Source organism: Exiguobacterium sp. KKT215 (assembly GCF_055635335.1).
In genome coordinates, this window is sequence record NZ_CM145756.1 from 173,417 (window position 1) to 187,303 (window position 13,887).

A 13,887-nucleotide genomic window follows, 5' to 3' on the forward strand; every position below is an offset into this window, starting at 1 on the left:
AAACAAGCCGTCCCGATTACTTCGGGGCGGCTTGTTTGTCGTTTGCTGTGAAGTCGGACAGGGCGTCCTTCTCAATCATTGTATCGGATAAGCGAAGCTGTTCGGCGGCCTCGTCAATGTATGGTTCACATGCTTGAAGCGGTAAGTCATCACCGGTCTCGACCGAATAACACATGCCGCCACCGACCGGCTCTGTCAAATCCGGGACAAAATAGAGGTCGTCGTAGCGGAACGAGCCGTTCCGGAACACGGTCAAATTGGGCTCGTCGTCGAGGAGCGAATTTCCAAGCATGTACGTCGGTGTCATCCCGAGCAAATCGAGGATGGTCGGGGCCAAATCGACTTGACCGCCGCTCACCTTCACCGTCTGACCTCGTTCAAGTCCGGCCGGTTTGATGAATAACGGGACGGAGCGGTCAAGCTGGAACAAATCGACCGTGGAGTCGGCATCTGCTTTTACGGCCATCTCGTCACCGGCAGCGGTCAATCCGCTGTCGTGGTCGCCATAAAAGACGACCAAGGCGTCGTCCCACGTTCCGTTGGCTTTCAGTCGTTCAATCATGAGACCGACGGCGGCATCGGTGTAGTGGACGGTATGATAATAGTCTTGGAGGAGCGGGTCCTCGTATTCCGATAAATCCAACCGTTTCTCCTCGTCCGGAATCTCATACGGCGTATGGCTCGTCAACGCGACCATGAAGGAATAGAACGGCTCGTCCAACGTGTCCAAGTGGTCGACCGATGTCGTCAGAAACTCCTTGTCGCCGACGGCCATACCGATGACCGGATCGGCCGGATAATCGTCTTGGTGGAAGAAGTGATTATAGCCAATCTGCTCATAGAAGTTGGCACGATTCCAAAACTCCTTGTCGAACGCATGCATCGCGGCCGTATCATAGCCGGCTCGTCGTAACAGCTCAGGCAAGGCGTCAAACGTGTTCGTCGCATACTGCGTGTATACCGACCCCGATTTGACAGGGTATAGCGAGGCGTTGACGGTGAATTCCGCATCAGACGTCCGTCCCTCGTGCGTCTGATGATAAAAATTCGGGAAATACAGCATCTCATCGCGGAGCGCATTCAGATTCGGCGTCAGTTCTTGCCCGTTAACCGTCTGGCCGATTACGGACGCTTGGAACGACTCGAGTTGGACGACGATGACGTTCGTATCGGCTGTGGTCTCAACTGGTTCGGTCGCTAACGCTTCGATTTGGTTGCGCTCCCGTTCTGTCAGGTCGTCATCGAGATGAAGGGCGTCCTGAATGCCGCGGAATGCATCGAGGCCGTGATAGCCCCAAAAGCCGAGCTGATAATACTCGCGCATATTCGAAATCGAGCTTTTCCGGTGATCTGTTTCGGCGTAATGAACGACGGTCGGGACGGTAAAGACGATGAAGCCGATAAGAAAACCGGCGACCGCCAAACGGCGACCGAGACGTTTCGGTTCCGTGATGGGGTGTCGCTTCATATAGAGGAGGACAGCCGCGTAGACGAGCAAGTCCGTGAACAAGATGAAGTCGGGCGCTTGAATCAGTGTCAGAAAGCCGCCCCCGACGTCTCCCATCTGGCCGATATCAGACAGTAGGGCGGCCGACAGCAAGTTACCGAAATAGCGGTAGTACCAGACGTCCGAGATGAGGAGCGTGCTGTGCAGAAACAGCGACGTGAACAAAATCCAGCGGCGCGTCTGTTGTTTTATGAGTAGCGCCCAACTCGTCATCATCAAGATGGTCGCTAGATTGATGAACAAAAAGCGCAGGTCGAACGCGCTCGCTGTCAACAGACTGAATAGAAACAGCTTGGCGAGGGAGAGCGATAAGTAACTCCAATAATCGAGATATTTCATGAAAGGCCTCCAAACGTTACGGACAAAGTGTGTTCTCTGTCATGTACCTGTTCGAAGACGGCGAAAAACATGAGGGTGTGCGATTTTGGCAATAAAAAAAGCGAGGCAGCGCCTCACTTGATGACAAACGTGTCCCGGAGCTCGATAATCGTGCCTTCCGGGGCTTTTAGTTTACTTAAATATCCATCGACGACGAAGTAGATGTTCCCGCCGTGCTTTGGTAGGAACGTCACGCCAAGTGATTCTAGCCGTCTCACTTCCGCTTCGAGGTCATCGACATAAAGCGCGAAGTGGACCGGGCCGGCCACGTGCTTTGAATAAGGCGACAACGTCTCGGCGATTTTTGCCGTTTGAAGCTCGATATAGAAATCGCCAAGTTTGAGCCAGCTGTTGAACGCTCGGCTGTGGAAGTCGGGTGACTCTTGGACGAGCTCGAAGCCGAGCGCCTCATAAAATCGTTTGGATGCCTCATAGTCGGGCGTTTGGATGCAGAGATGGTGGATTTGTTTCATGATGTCACTCCTTTCTTTTAGTTTATCCAATCAACGTTCTGAACGGAACTTTTCTTCACGTGAGACGTATAGGACACCAAGGAGGGAATGATGATGAAAATCCAATACGAATTGACAGAAGACGACTATATCCGGTTCAACTTGAGCCATATTAAACGTTCGAAAACAGGAAAGCGGATGATCCTCTTACAGCGAATCATCGGACCACTTATCTTTTTAGGCGCTGCTTTCGTGCTGGCGACGTGGCTCCAAGAGACGGACTGGTGGCTATATGGCATATACGGGGTAGCGAGTATTCTTTGGTTCCTGTATTATCCGAAATACTTTGAACGGCATGTCCGGAAGCAGACGCGGCGTCTCATCGACGAACGCAGCAACGAAGGCATGATTGGTCCCCACACGATGGATTTGGAGGAGACTGGTCTGCGCGATTTAAATGAGTTCGGCGAGACGCGTGTGTCATGGGCAGGAATCAAGGAAGTCGTCGAGGAGGACGATTATGTGTATCTATACAACTCCTCGGTCAGCGCCTATATCTTGCCGAAGCGCGGACTGGACATGGAAGAGGTGCGCCGATGGCTGCCGATACGCTGACGATTCAACTTGTCGATGACACAAACCGGGAGGCTGTTGTCGCCTTGACCGTCGCTTCTGACCAAGCTCGCTTTATCGAAACAAACGCCGAATCGCTTCGCGAGATGGAAACCGATGTCAAATATGCGTGGCAGTGCTATGCGCTTTGTCGCGATGAGCATCCCGTCGGCTTCATGATGATTGGGGCCGAGAACAAGGTGGATCGTTACATCTGGCTCGATCGATTTATGATCGATGTGACAGAGCAAGGGAAAGGCATCGGTTCAACATGTTTACAACTTACGATTCAGTGGATGAAAGAACGCTTCGATGTCGATGACCTCATCCTCAGTCTGCATCCGATGAACGAACCGGCGAAACGGTTCTATGCGAAGGGGGGATTTGTCGACAGTGGCCTGATTGATGAGGCGAACGGGGAAGAGATTTGGGTGTATCACGTCAAACAGGGACAGCCGTCATAAGTCGGCCGTCCCTGTTTTCGTCGTCGTTGAGCCTTGAACAGCACTGCCCGCTTTGAAAAAGAGAACGATAGCAGCCACTCCGAAAATCGAGATGAACACGTTTTGGAGCAGCACATCGACGAACATCGGCTCGCTGGAGAACGTGCCCGTCGCAATTTGAGCATTCCAGCGGGTGAACGTGGCGATGCGTTCAAGCGTGTACAAGAGACCGGATATGAACAGGCAAGCGGTGGCAGCCAGTAATAGCGTCAATCGATTCAAGACATGACCTCCTAATATCTGATATCCTGATTTTACCATTTAATATCAGTGGGAGGGAAGTACTTATCGCTTCGCCGTGAGCGGTCGCAATTGCTTGACCCGAGCCAAGACGATCCAGCCGAGCACGGCCCCGGTCACACTCGACGCAAGGAAGGCCGGGAAGAAGAACAGTGCCCCGAACTCGCTCCCCATCAACACCTTGGCGTACGGGACGGCGACGAGCGAGGCGATGAGGCCTGTCCCGATGACTTCACCGAATGCGGCGAAGGCGACGCGGTTCGTCTTCATATAGAAGACCCCGGCCAAAAGCGCCCCAATCATACCTCCGGGAAAGGCCAAGAGCGACCCGGTACCGGTCATGACACGGACGAGTCCGGTCACGAACGCGACGAGAACGGCCCCGATCGGTCCGACGGTGACGGCGGCGATGACGTTCACCATGTGTTGAATCGGATAGGCACGGGCGACACCGGTCGGAATCGAGATGAACAGGGAACCGATGACGGCGATGGCGACGAGCATCGCCATCCAAGTGAGTTGTTGAATACGCATAGATAGTCTCCTTTCAAAATGAAAACGCCACTTCTCCAAGTGGAAAAGTGGCGTGGAAAGACAGACGAATCCCACACCACTTCCCTACGCTGGTATGAGCCAGATCAGGTTCGAAGGGTCCGGCGCATGCCGTCTCAGCCCGAAGGCTCCCCTAGTGGTCGTTTATTAACATGAGTATAGCATACCGTCATTTGACGCGGTCGAGCTTTCGTGGTCGGAACGTGACATAGATGATGCCGATGAATAGGCCGTACAACAAAAGGGAGAAGACGAGATTGATCAGCCACGGGAGTGTCCCCATGAACACGGCGACGGACGCGTTTTGAAACCAGACGAGCGAGAGCGACAGCCCGAAAAAGCTGAGAACGAGCGTTGTCCAAAAGCCGACAGCTCGGCGCTTGAACAGACGCCAAACGAGCAGCCCGATGATGAGACTGACGACGGCCGTCGCCCCTAAGTACATATACAAGATGGCATCGACCGGGTATGAGTAATATACAACGTCCATATCGTTTCCTCCTAGGAGATGATGAAAGAAAGGGTGAACAGGATGAGACAGGCAATCCCATGGCGTGACCGATCGTTTCGTGAACGGTTCGAACGATGGATTGAGGCAAACGTGCCGAATGCGAGGTGGCACGTGATCAAAGATACCGATTTGACGTACTTGCTTGTTGGCGCGCTCAATGAGGAACGTTACTACGCCAAAGCGGTGACCGATATCAGCCGCGGCGAGGCCGGATTGTCGGCGTTTCTGGCCGAGCGGCATCCTGATTTCGTGCCTGACGTCATCGCCATCGATTCAGCTCAGAATTGGCTACTCATGCGAGACATCGGCGGAGACGCGTTACGTGCACGGCCGGACGTGAGTCGATATGAAGCGGCGTTGCGCCAATACGCACAGTTGCAGCGACAAGAGATCGACCAGATTGAGACCTACTTGTCTCTCGGCGTCCCGGACCGGCGACCGGCCACATTGAAGGATGAAATCCAAACATATTTGCCTGAGCTCTGTGTCGGGCTCGAGCAATACAAAGCCGAGGCCATGCTCGCGCTTCAAGACGAATTGATCGCCATGTGCGATGAGCTGGCGATTGGGATGCCGATGAGTCTCGAGCACGGTGATTTGCACGGCGGCAACATCTTCTGGCGGGAACGGACGAATGATTTGTGTATCCTCGACTGGGGCGACGCGACGGTCACGCACCCATTTTTCAGCGTGCGCGTGTTTTGGAACGCGCTGTACGACTTATTGCCGGAAGAAGACGAGGTCGCCTGGTATAAACAGATTCAAACGATGCGTACGGTTTACTTGGAAGCGTGGAGCGGCGTCGCACCCAAGGACGTACTTTGGCGTCATCTACTGATCGCCGAGGAGCTCGGTTGCGTCTATCGTGCCTTGTCGTGGCATGTGTATGTGACGAGATACCGGTACGATGTAGCTGAGTCGAGCGATAAGCCGGCGCAATGGCTAAATTTGCTACTCGAGTACCGGGACTTGAAACGACGCTTCCGATAAGTCATTCATGTTTCTCGAGTAGGTTTTCATAATCCGTCTCGCTCCAAAACAGCGGAGCAATCGACTCCGGCCCTTTGAAGATCTCACCGTCTCGGTCGTAGACGATGGCGTAGCCACCCTCGACTTTAAAGACGATCAAATCGGCCTTCACTTCCTTGACCCCGTTTCCCGCGATGATGACGTTCTCGAGCGGATCGCGCGCCAGTTGTACGCCCCATTCGTTGAGCTCGACGATGAGCGCGGATGTGTAGGCGTGGCGATTATAGAGCGTCTGGAATTCATCTTCGGTCAGGATGACGTCCGTCGGTGGGGCACTCGTCCCATATTTCCGTTTTTCAATCTCTTCGACGAATTGAAGGAACGATGCTTCTTGCCAAAACAGCGGGGCGACCGACTCGGGACCGTTAGCGATGTCCCCGTTCTCGCTCTCATAGACGGTGGCGTACGTGCCGTCATCGAGTTTGAACGGATGAATATCGGCGTATGTATGCTGGATGCCGTCGCCGGCGATGACGACGTGCTCAAACGTCTCGCGGAACGGGGTGAGTCCATCGTTCTCGAGTGCCTTCAAGAGCGGCGGGACTTTTTCATATTGGTCGAAGACGTCTTTAAAATCTTCTCGCGTCCAAGCGGTGATGTCTTCGGACGACGGCTCATTTGTATCGGCTGGAACGATGGGTTGCTCAACGGAATCGGTGCACCCGGTCAGTAAAAACACACTGAACCCGAGCAAGCCTAGGCGTTTCATCAATCAAACCTCCTAAGAAAGTTACATTTTTTTCCTGTTATCAATGATCGTAGCATGTTTGCCAGTCATTGAGAACCCGGGTACTTTCTCGCTCAGGGTTGCCGCTTCAAGTAACGGTCGAGTGCCTCGTAAAATCGTTGTTGCTGCTCGAACGGGATGTCGCGATCGGATGCGGGACCATAACGAATCAGATGATAGAGCGAGGCATCGATATCCGTCAGCTCGATGCGTTCGAACCAGTCGACGACCGTCTCATTCGTTCGAAGCTTTAACTCAGGGGCGAGCGACGCGTTGAACGTGATCAGCCAATCCCTCAGTTCGATATTCGTGAGCATCGGGAACGTCCGTGCCTCAATCGATGTGTCCGCGTTGAGAGACAGTGGCGCAAAGGCATTCTGTCTACTAGAAAACGTGAATCCTTTTCCTCGTCGACGATGTAGCCATTTACGCACGCCATAGACGGTCAACCCGATAGCGGCAAGAAAGGCGAACAATGTGCCGAGTCCGCCGGGAGCATCGCCATTGCCGCTACCGAACGTGAATTTCAGCATGTCTTCCTTCTCTTGCCGTTCTCCGCCTTTTCCCCTCTCATCGGTAGCGCCTAAATCGATACCCCCTTTTGGCGGTGGGGCTTCTTCTGGCTTGCCCATTTCAATCATACTCATTGGAGCAGGGGTATTGATCGTTTGAAACCAACTGAACGTCTCCTTGCTGACGAAGACGAACGTCACCACGAGACAAGCTGTCACGATCAAGAACCCGATAAATCGAGACGCCCACTTCATGTTCTACCTCCTTACCAGAATGTTCAGACTATTTATTGTCTATATTACCATAAACAGGTAAACTTCGAATAAGACATCTACCAACGGAGGGGAACGACATGGGAATCGAAGCGGTCATCAAACAGTTGAACGAAGTGTATTTAGGAAAGGACGAGGTCGTCCGCCTTTGCTGCACGGCGCTTCTCGCCGAAGGACATATTTTGCTCGAGGACGTACCCGGGACGGGGAAGACGTTGCTCGCCAAAGCAATCGCCGGCAGTTTTGACGGGACGTTCTCGCGCATCCAGTTTACGGCCGATTTGCTCCCGTCCGACGTCATCGGCACCGACTACTTCAATATGCAGACGCAAGGCTTTGACCATCGGCAAGGTCCGATTTTCGCGAACGTCGTCCTGATTGATGAAATCAACCGGGCCGTACCGCGCACCCAGTCGGCGTTGCTCGAAGCGATGGAAGAACGACAAGTCTCGATTGGCGGAAAGACGTATCCGATGCCGAAACCGTTCTTCGTCATCGCGACGCAGAACCCGATTGAATCGGCCGGGACGTTCCCGCTCCCGGACGCGCAACTCGACCGGTTCCTCATCTCGATTCCCGTCGGCTATCCGGACGCCGCCGAAGAACGGGAACTGTTGCTGCAAGTGTTGACCGAGACCCGTAAACGGATTGAGGCCGTGACGTCACTCGTCGCGCTGCAAGAAGCGCAGGCCGAGGCGAGACAAGTGGCGATTCAGGATGATGTCCTCGATTACATGCTCGGTCTCGTCCATGCGACCCGGGCGCACGCGTCCGTCGAGGTCGGGGTCAGCCCACGCGGTGCGATCGCACTGCTCCGTGCTTGTCAAAGCTATGCCTATTTGGCCGGCCGACTGTACGTCATCCCGGAAGACGTCAAAGCCGTGGCGCCGTACGTGCTCGCCCATCGCATCAGTTTGACACTCGAAGGCGGCATCAAGTCTTCGAAAGCGAACGTCATCGCCCACATTTTAGACACCGTGTCCGTGCCGGTCGAGGGCTGACGGATGATCCTGTCCACGCACGCCTGGTTGCAGCGCCGGCTCCTCCCTGTATATCTCGTGAGCGGAGCCATACTCGTGTTCTTCCCGTACGTCTATGGGTTAGGCTATCTATGTTTCATTATAGCGAGTGCGATTTGGATGCTCGAGCGGACGCGGCAACAACTTGAGCGGCACATCGATCTCGGGTTCACACAATACGAAGAATTGCTGTTTGTCGGAGATGAGAGTCGGCTCGTGTTGGTGGTTGATGGGGTGGACGAGTTGAATCGGCTCGGACTACCGCTACGGGTTCGCTTGAAGGCGAGCTCAGGAATCAGCTTTCCGGCGCATGAGCGCCTTCCGAACGTGCTCGACTATGAGGTCGATGTCGGTCGAGCCCGGCACGAATTGGTCGTGCGCGCCGAGTATCGCGGTCCAGCCATGTTCGAGGAGTGCGTCATCGCCGTCACGCTCCCGTTTCGCCTTGGGACGTATTTGTATGAACGACCGATCGATACAGAGTGGACCGTGCTTCCATCGCTCCTGTTGCATCCACCGGTCGGGACGAAGCGGCTAGCGCTCGGGGACCGGCCGCACTTGGCGTCACCGCTTCGAAATCCGTTGCAACTAATCGGGTCGAAACCGTATGAAGGGGAACCGGTGAAGGAAATCGATTGGTATGCGACCGCCAAACTCGGACGACTGCAGTCAAAAGTATTTCAACAGACGACGCTCGATACGTTCACGTTTGCCTTGGATTTGACCGGTCCGTCCGGTTATACGCTCCATCACGACTTCGAATCGCTCATCAGCCAAACCGCCTTCGTCACATCGCGCCTGTTAAAAGAGGACTGCAAAATCGAGTTGTTTTTGAATCGATTCAATGAGGATGGGACGATGCTCCATGTCCCGCTTCAGGAAGGTGAACGCGGAATTCGATTCATCTTGCTGCAGTTAGCGACGATTCACCCAGGCAATCGCTTCATCTCGACAGACGCCTTTACGCGGATGGTCGAGCGAAAACGATTGAAGCAAAGCCACCTCGTCTGGTTCAATCAACACAATCTGTACGATTGAACAGGGAAATGTCGGATTTTGGCGAACTCTTTACGTATGAATTGGGTCAAAAGGAGAGAGACATATGCCAAAACGGAAATTTGCCAATCGTCGAGACTGGGAACGGATTTTGCAACATCGCTACGCGCAAATGGAGGTACATGATGACCGTTTCTCCGGGACCGTCGCCTTGTTTCAAATCGATGCGGTCCGCGCACCTCAATATAAAATGCACAAGGGAGAAGAGTTCATCGTCGCCGATGCCGGTTACAGCTGGCTCCAATATTTCCCGGACGACGAGCCGTTCGGTGTGACCGTCATGTTTAATGATGAAGGACACATCGTTCAATGGTACATCGATATCGTCGAAGCAATCGGATACGAGGACGGAATCCCGTATATGGACGACTTGTTGCTCGACATCCTCATCTTCCCGAACGGGGACGTCGTCCGCAAAGACGAGGACGAGTTCGAGGAAGCGACGGTGGCCGGAGAACTGACGCCGGAGCTCGTCGAGCAGGGCTGGCGTGACTTCCATGCGACGCTCGACCGGATTGAACGTCGGGACTTCGTCTATTTCGACTTGGCGAACGAGCATTACACCGAGTTGAAGCAAAAACTTTGAACGACCTGTTCCCTTTGGTACAGTGAAAGAAAAAACAGGGGGACGAATCATGAAAATCATCAATACCGAGACGTGGTCGCGCAAGAAGCACTACGAATTCTTCAAGGCGTTTGACGCTCCACATTTCAATGTGACGGCGAGCGTTGATGTGACGAAGTTACATACGCACGCCAAACGGACCGGCCAGTCGTTCTTTAAACTGTTCTTGTACGGTGCTGTCAAGACGGCGAACGCCATCCCGGAGCTTCGCTACCGCATTCGCGGCGACGAGGTCATCGAGCACGACGTCGTACATCCATCGTTCACCGTCATGATGGACGATGACGTCTTCAACTTTTGCACGGCGACCTATAAAGACGCGTTCCCGGACTTCATGGAAGAAGTGACGGCCCGGATGAGCGGGGCGAAACGGGAAGTCGTTGTCGGCGACGATGAGCCGGACAGTCTGCTTTACATCACGAGCGTGCCTTGGGTCACGTTCACGAGCATCAGCCACCCGACACACGACCAACAGCATGATACGGTGCCGCGCATCGCCTGGGGCAAATTCACGAAGACCGGTGATCGGATGACGATGCCGCTCTCGGTCCAAGCCCACCATGCCCTCGTCGATGGCGTCCATGTTGGGCGCTATTACGAATTGTTGCAAGCGTGGCTTGATGACTTGAGTGACTTGGAAGTCCAAACCCCAGAAGAGAAGGGGCTCGACGAAGCGATTCGTCTCCGCGAGAACGGAGAGCTCGAACGGGCGAAGCAGCTGTTCCTGATGTTGCTCCGGCAAGACGAGAAGAATCCGCGCCTCCATGCCCATTGCGCCTCGTGTTATGACTCGCTCGGCGAAGAGCGTCAAGCCGTCCCACATTATGAACGGGCGATTCGGCTCGGGCTCGCCGGCGAAGAGCTCCGTGAGACGTATATCGGACTCGGTAGCACGTACCGGGCGCTCGGCCGCTACGAGGACGCTGAGGCGTTGTTCACCAAGGCGATTGAACAGTTCCCAGACATCGGGGCGCTCAAAGTATTTCAAGCGATGACCCATTATAATCTCGGGCGCCACACTGAAGCGACCGGTACGTTGCTCGAACTGCTCGCAAGCCCGGAGCCGGATGACAGCATTAAACGGTATCGTCGCGCCATCGCGTTTTATGCGCGTAACTTGGACGAGACATACGATTAAGGAGAACCGGATGATCACACTTCAACCGATTACAGAACAGAACTGGTATACGTGCTGTCAGCTCACTCTGAGTGACGAGCAACAAGCGTATATGGAACCGAATGCGATTTCGCTGCTGCAAGCGATGTATAAACCGACGCTGCGGGCGTATGCGATTTACGAGGACGAGACGATGGTCGGGTTTCTCATGTACAATACGGTACTCGAAGAGTTGGACGCGCGCTGGGTGTATCGCATCATGATCGACCACGCGTACCAAGGAAAAGGGATTGGACGCATGGCGACCGAACTCATGCTGGAAGAAGTAGGGCAGCTCGGCACCGAACCGATCGTCGTCGGTTACCATCCCGATAATAGGGGCGCGCATCGATTATACGAAAGCTTAGGCTTTGTCGATGAAGGCAATCGCTTCGGGCGGGAGATGGCGGTCATTCGGCGCAGATGAAAAGACGAGGCAACTCGTCTTTTATTTTTTTGAGACAAATTGATTGACCCATCAAACTTACCGTGTTATATTTATCTCGAATTAAAGATAATGAAATTTAAAGTATTGTTTTCTCTCAGCAGAGGAGGGGAACACATGGAAGAACGACAAACGTTAAAAGCAATCACGGTGTTACTTCGGGCCTCACAGTCGATTCAAGACGTGGTCAAGCAAGAGGTTGCCGAGTACGGGCTGAACCCGACCGAGTTCTCGGTGCTCGAACTGCTGTATCATAAAGGCGATCAACCGATTCAAACGATCGGCAAAAAGGTATTATTGACGAGCGGGAGCATGACGTACATCGTCGACCGGCTCGAAGCGAAAGGCTACTTGATTCGCAAAGCCTGTCCGAGCGACCGGCGCGTCACGTATGCGGCGCTGACGGAAGAAGGGCGCACACTCATGTCGCGCATTTTTCCGGCCCACGAACAACGAATGGACGAGCTGTTCGACGGCCTCGATTTAGCAAATACAATTACTCAATTGAAGACAGTCGGCAAACGCGCCGAAGCGTCAAAAAAATTTAACTGATTATCTCGAAATCAAGATTTTAAGGAGCGATTCGAATGAACCATGTAAAAGGAATTCACCACGTGACGGCGATTACGAGTAGCGCCGAGAAGAACTATGACTTCTTTACGAACGTCCTCGGAATGCGCCTCGTCAAAAAGACGGTCAACCAAGACGACATTCAGACGTACCACTTATTTTTCGCCGATGACAAAGGCAGCGCTGGAACAGATATGACGTTCTTCGATTTCCCTGGCATCCCAAAAGGCGTGCATGGGACGAATGAAATCGCCAAGACGTCGTTCCGCGTCCCGACCGACGAGGCACTCACGTATTGGGAACGTCGCTTCGACCGCCTCGGCGTGAAGCATGAAGGTATCACCGAGCAGTTCGGCAAGAAGACGCTCGCGTTCGTCGACTTCGACGAGCAGGCGTACCAGCTCATCTCAGATGAGTTCAACGTCGGTGTCGCGTCAGGCGAGCCGTGGCAAAACGGCCCGGTCCCGCTCGAGTACGCCATCACGGGTCTCGGTCCCATCTTTATCCGCATCGCGGATTTTACGTATTTCAAACAAGTGATGGAGCAAGTCATGTTGTTCGAAGAAATCGGACAAGAAGGCGACGCGCATCTCTTTGAAGGAGGTGAGGGTGGAAACGGAGCGCAAGTCGTCGTCATTCATGACGAGACGTCACCAGTCGCGCGCCAAGGGTTCGGAACCGTGCATCACGTCGCTTTCCGTGTCGATGACCGCAGTGTCCTCGATGAATGGACGGCACGATTGCAACAGTTCGGGTTACCGACATCAGGCTATGTCGACCGCTTCTTCTTCGAATCGTCTTACGCACGGGTCGCGCCGCAAATCCTGTTCGAATGGGCAACGGACGGACCAGGGTTCATGGGCGATGAACCGTATGAGACGGTCGGTGAGAAATTGTCACTCCCGCCGTTCTTAGAACCGAAGCGGGAACAGATTGAAGCGATGGTTCGACCGATTGATACGGTCAGAAGTACAAAAACGTTTGAGAAAGAATATGAGGGCATGAAATGAGCTTTTTAAATCGTTTGTTCGGTAAACAAGAAGAACCAACCAACTCACAAGGAGGAACTAACATGTTGAAAATTGGAATCGTACTCGGATCTACTCGTGAAGGACGCGTCAGCCCGCAAGTCGGAGAATGGGTGAAAGAAATCGCGAACAAACGCGGTGACGCTAACTATGAAATCATCGATATCGCAGACTACAGCCTCCCGCTTCTCGGCGAGCCAGGCGGCGACGCAACAGGTGCCGCGGCATGGTCTGAGAAAATCGCGGAGATGGACGGCTTCGTCTTCATCGTCCAAGAATACAACCACTCGATCACAGGTGCGCTCAAAAACGCCCTCGACTACTTACGCAACGAATGGCATAACAAAGCAGCCGGTATCGTCTCATATGGTTCGGTCGGCGGCGCACGTGCGACAGAACACTTGCGTGGTGTCTTGAGCGAGCTCTTGATCGCTCACGTCCGTGTCCACCCAGCGCTCTCGCTCTTCACAGACTTCGAGAACGGGACACATTTCGCACCGAAAGACGTTCAAGTCCAATCGGTCAACGACATGCTCGATCAGCTCGTCCCATGGACAGAAGCGATGCAGACGGTCCGTTCGAAAGCGGCAGAAGCTGCGAATAACTGATGACTCGACCAGCCTTTTCACGAGGCTGGTTTTTTTGTGCGCTTTTTAGTCGGGTCGTGTAGAGTGAGAGGGGAAGAGGAGGAT

18 protein-coding genes and 1 riboswitch are annotated in these 13,887 nt (G+C 53.8%); of the genes, 11 read left to right on the forward strand and 7 right to left on the reverse strand.

The features are described from left to right. Positions 1–16: 16 nt before the first annotated feature. Both ACZ2GZ_RS00995 and ACZ2GZ_RS01000 read right to left on the reverse strand, forming a co-directional pair. Positions 17–1,846 (reverse strand): LTA synthase family protein, encoded by a 1,830-nt coding sequence (locus ACZ2GZ_RS00995; RefSeq protein WP_214715832.1) that lies wholly within the window; start codon positions 1,844–1,846, stop codon positions 17–19. A gap of 113 nt (positions 1,847–1,959) precedes the next feature. Next, positions 1,960–2,358 carry a VOC family protein gene (locus ACZ2GZ_RS01000; RefSeq protein ID WP_214715830.1) on the reverse strand — a complete coding sequence of 133 codons (399 nt, stop codon included), beginning with the start codon at positions 2,356–2,358 and terminating at the stop codon, positions 1,960–1,962. A gap of 93 nt (positions 2,359–2,451) precedes the next feature. Between ACZ2GZ_RS01000 and ACZ2GZ_RS01005 the strand changes: the two genes are divergently transcribed. Next, complete coding sequence (locus ACZ2GZ_RS01005; protein WP_165569440.1) at positions 2,452–2,952, forward strand: YcxB family protein; 501 nt, start codon at positions 2,452–2,454, stop codon at positions 2,950–2,952. After that, positions 2,934–3,413 (forward strand): GNAT family N-acetyltransferase, encoded by a 480-nt coding sequence (locus ACZ2GZ_RS01010; RefSeq protein ID WP_214715828.1) that lies wholly within the window; start codon positions 2,934–2,936, stop codon positions 3,411–3,413. The genes ACZ2GZ_RS01005 and ACZ2GZ_RS01010 overlap by 19 nt, the downstream gene beginning before the upstream one ends. On the opposite strand, the gene ACZ2GZ_RS01015 is transcribed toward ACZ2GZ_RS01010, so the two are convergent. From ACZ2GZ_RS01015 to ACZ2GZ_RS01025, 3 genes are all read right to left on the reverse strand, one after another. Then, complete coding sequence (locus tag ACZ2GZ_RS01015) at positions 3,408–3,674, reverse strand: hypothetical protein (protein ID WP_021065870.1); 267 nt, start codon at positions 3,672–3,674, stop codon at positions 3,408–3,410. The two genes, ACZ2GZ_RS01010 and ACZ2GZ_RS01015, sit on opposite strands and share 6 nt — an antisense overlap. Before the next feature lie 63 nt (positions 3,675–3,737). Further along, positions 3,738–4,226, reverse strand: coding sequence for an energy coupling factor transporter S component ThiW (gene thiW / locus ACZ2GZ_RS01020; RefSeq protein WP_214715826.1), 489 nt, complete (start codon positions 4,224–4,226; stop codon positions 3,738–3,740). A gap of 64 nt (positions 4,227–4,290) precedes the next feature. Then, positions 4,291–4,389: riboswitch (TPP riboswitch) on the reverse strand. A gap of 24 nt (positions 4,390–4,413) precedes the next feature. After that, entirely contained in the window at positions 4,414–4,734 is a 321-nt protein-coding gene (locus ACZ2GZ_RS01025; RefSeq protein ID WP_214715818.1) for a hypothetical protein, read from the reverse strand. A gap of 42 nt (positions 4,735–4,776) precedes the next feature. On the opposite strand from ACZ2GZ_RS01025, the gene ACZ2GZ_RS01030 reads away from it, so the two are divergent. After that, positions 4,777–5,745, forward strand: a complete 969-nt coding sequence (locus ACZ2GZ_RS01030) for an aminoglycoside phosphotransferase family protein (RefSeq protein WP_214715816.1) — start codon at positions 4,777–4,779, stop codon at positions 5,743–5,745. Position 5,746: 1 nt separating this feature from the next. Here ACZ2GZ_RS01030 and ACZ2GZ_RS01035 read toward each other — a convergent pair whose 3' ends face one another. After that, positions 5,747–6,493 carry a hypothetical protein gene (locus ACZ2GZ_RS01035; protein WP_214715814.1) on the reverse strand — a complete coding sequence of 249 codons (747 nt, stop codon included), beginning with the start codon at positions 6,491–6,493 and terminating at the stop codon, positions 5,747–5,749. A gap of 92 nt (positions 6,494–6,585) precedes the next feature. Then, complete coding sequence (locus ACZ2GZ_RS01040; protein WP_214715812.1) at positions 6,586–7,278, reverse strand: hypothetical protein; 693 nt, start codon at positions 7,276–7,278, stop codon at positions 6,586–6,588. A 98-nt stretch (positions 7,279–7,376) separates the two neighbouring features. On the opposite strand from ACZ2GZ_RS01040, the gene ACZ2GZ_RS01045 reads away from it, so the two are divergent. The 8 genes from ACZ2GZ_RS01045 (at position 7,377) to ACZ2GZ_RS01080 (ending at position 13,803) form a co-directional block, all read left to right on the forward strand. Further along, a complete protein-coding gene (locus ACZ2GZ_RS01045) occupies positions 7,377–8,297 on the forward strand; it encodes an AAA family ATPase (RefSeq protein WP_214715810.1) in 921 nt (306 codons plus the stop codon). A 3-nt stretch (positions 8,298–8,300) separates the two neighbouring features. Next, the gene (locus ACZ2GZ_RS01050) at positions 8,301–9,353 is read left to right on the forward strand and encodes a DUF58 domain-containing protein (protein ID WP_214715808.1); all 1,053 of its coding nucleotides are present in this window, start codon (positions 8,301–8,303) and stop codon (positions 9,351–9,353) included. Positions 9,354–9,417: 64 nt separating this feature from the next. Next, positions 9,418–9,957, forward strand: a complete 540-nt coding sequence (locus ACZ2GZ_RS01055; RefSeq protein WP_021065878.1) for a ribonuclease FAU-1 family protein — start codon at positions 9,418–9,420, stop codon at positions 9,955–9,957. Between the two features lie 49 nt (positions 9,958–10,006). Next, on the forward strand, positions 10,007–11,134 hold the full coding sequence (locus tag ACZ2GZ_RS01060; protein ID WP_214715807.1) for a tetratricopeptide repeat protein: 1,128 nt from the start codon (positions 10,007–10,009) through the stop codon (positions 11,132–11,134). A 10-nt stretch (positions 11,135–11,144) separates the two neighbouring features. Continuing rightward, entirely contained in the window at positions 11,145–11,579 is a 435-nt protein-coding gene (locus ACZ2GZ_RS01065; protein WP_214715805.1) for a GNAT family N-acetyltransferase, read from the forward strand. A 135-nt stretch (positions 11,580–11,714) separates the two neighbouring features. Continuing rightward, the gene (locus ACZ2GZ_RS01070) at positions 11,715–12,149 is read left to right on the forward strand and encodes a MarR family winged helix-turn-helix transcriptional regulator (protein WP_251135308.1); all 435 of its coding nucleotides are present in this window, start codon (positions 11,715–11,717) and stop codon (positions 12,147–12,149) included. A 35-nt stretch (positions 12,150–12,184) separates the two neighbouring features. Then, positions 12,185–13,177, forward strand: coding sequence for a ring-cleaving dioxygenase (locus ACZ2GZ_RS01075; protein WP_131472159.1), 993 nt, complete (start codon positions 12,185–12,187; stop codon positions 13,175–13,177). Next, positions 13,174–13,803: an NADPH-dependent FMN reductase gene (locus tag ACZ2GZ_RS01080; protein WP_029594468.1), complete on the forward strand. Its 630-nt coding sequence runs from the start codon at positions 13,174–13,176 to the stop codon at positions 13,801–13,803. Before ACZ2GZ_RS01075 ends, ACZ2GZ_RS01080 begins: the two co-directional genes overlap by 4 nt. The last annotated feature ends 84 nt before the right edge of the window (positions 13,804–13,887 follow it).

Bases quoted from the DNA above. Each gene is read 5' to 3' on its own strand.
- ACZ2GZ_RS00995 (WP_214715832.1), bottom strand. From the start codon at position 1,846: ATGAAATATCTCGATTATTGGAGTTACTTATCGCTCTCCCTCGCCAAG.
- ACZ2GZ_RS01000 (WP_214715830.1), bottom strand. From the start codon at position 2,358: ATGAAACAAATCCACCATCTCTGCATCCAAACGCCCGACTATGAGGCA.
- ACZ2GZ_RS01005 (WP_165569440.1), top strand. From the start codon at position 2,452: ATGAAAATCCAATACGAATTGACAGAAGACGACTATATCCGGTTCAAC.
- ACZ2GZ_RS01010 (WP_214715828.1), top strand. From the start codon at position 2,934: ATGGCTGCCGATACGCTGACGATTCAACTTGTCGATGACACAAACCGG.
- thiW (WP_214715826.1), bottom strand. From the start codon at position 4,226: ATGCGTATTCAACAACTCACTTGGATGGCGATGCTCGTCGCCATCGCC.
- ACZ2GZ_RS01025 (WP_214715818.1), bottom strand. From the start codon at position 4,734: ATGGACGTTGTATATTACTCATACCCGGTCGATGCCATCTTGTATATG.
- ACZ2GZ_RS01030 (WP_214715816.1), top strand. From the start codon at position 4,777: ATGAGACAGGCAATCCCATGGCGTGACCGATCGTTTCGTGAACGGTTC.
- ACZ2GZ_RS01035 (WP_214715814.1), bottom strand. From the start codon at position 6,493: ATGAAACGCCTAGGCTTGCTCGGGTTCAGTGTGTTTTTACTGACCGGG.
- ACZ2GZ_RS01040 (WP_214715812.1), bottom strand. From the start codon at position 7,278: ATGAAGTGGGCGTCTCGATTTATCGGGTTCTTGATCGTGACAGCTTGT.
- ACZ2GZ_RS01045 (WP_214715810.1), top strand. From the start codon at position 7,377: ATGGGAATCGAAGCGGTCATCAAACAGTTGAACGAAGTGTATTTAGGA.
- ACZ2GZ_RS01050 (WP_214715808.1), top strand. From the start codon at position 8,301: ATGATCCTGTCCACGCACGCCTGGTTGCAGCGCCGGCTCCTCCCTGTA.
- ACZ2GZ_RS01055 (WP_021065878.1), top strand. From the start codon at position 9,418: ATGCCAAAACGGAAATTTGCCAATCGTCGAGACTGGGAACGGATTTTG.
- ACZ2GZ_RS01060 (WP_214715807.1), top strand. From the start codon at position 10,007: ATGAAAATCATCAATACCGAGACGTGGTCGCGCAAGAAGCACTACGAA.
- ACZ2GZ_RS01065 (WP_214715805.1), top strand. From the start codon at position 11,145: ATGATCACACTTCAACCGATTACAGAACAGAACTGGTATACGTGCTGT.
- ACZ2GZ_RS01070 (WP_251135308.1), top strand. From the start codon at position 11,715: ATGGAAGAACGACAAACGTTAAAAGCAATCACGGTGTTACTTCGGGCC.
- ACZ2GZ_RS01075 (WP_131472159.1), top strand. From the start codon at position 12,185: ATGAACCATGTAAAAGGAATTCACCACGTGACGGCGATTACGAGTAGC.
- ACZ2GZ_RS01080 (WP_029594468.1), top strand. From the start codon at position 13,174: ATGAGCTTTTTAAATCGTTTGTTCGGTAAACAAGAAGAACCAACCAAC.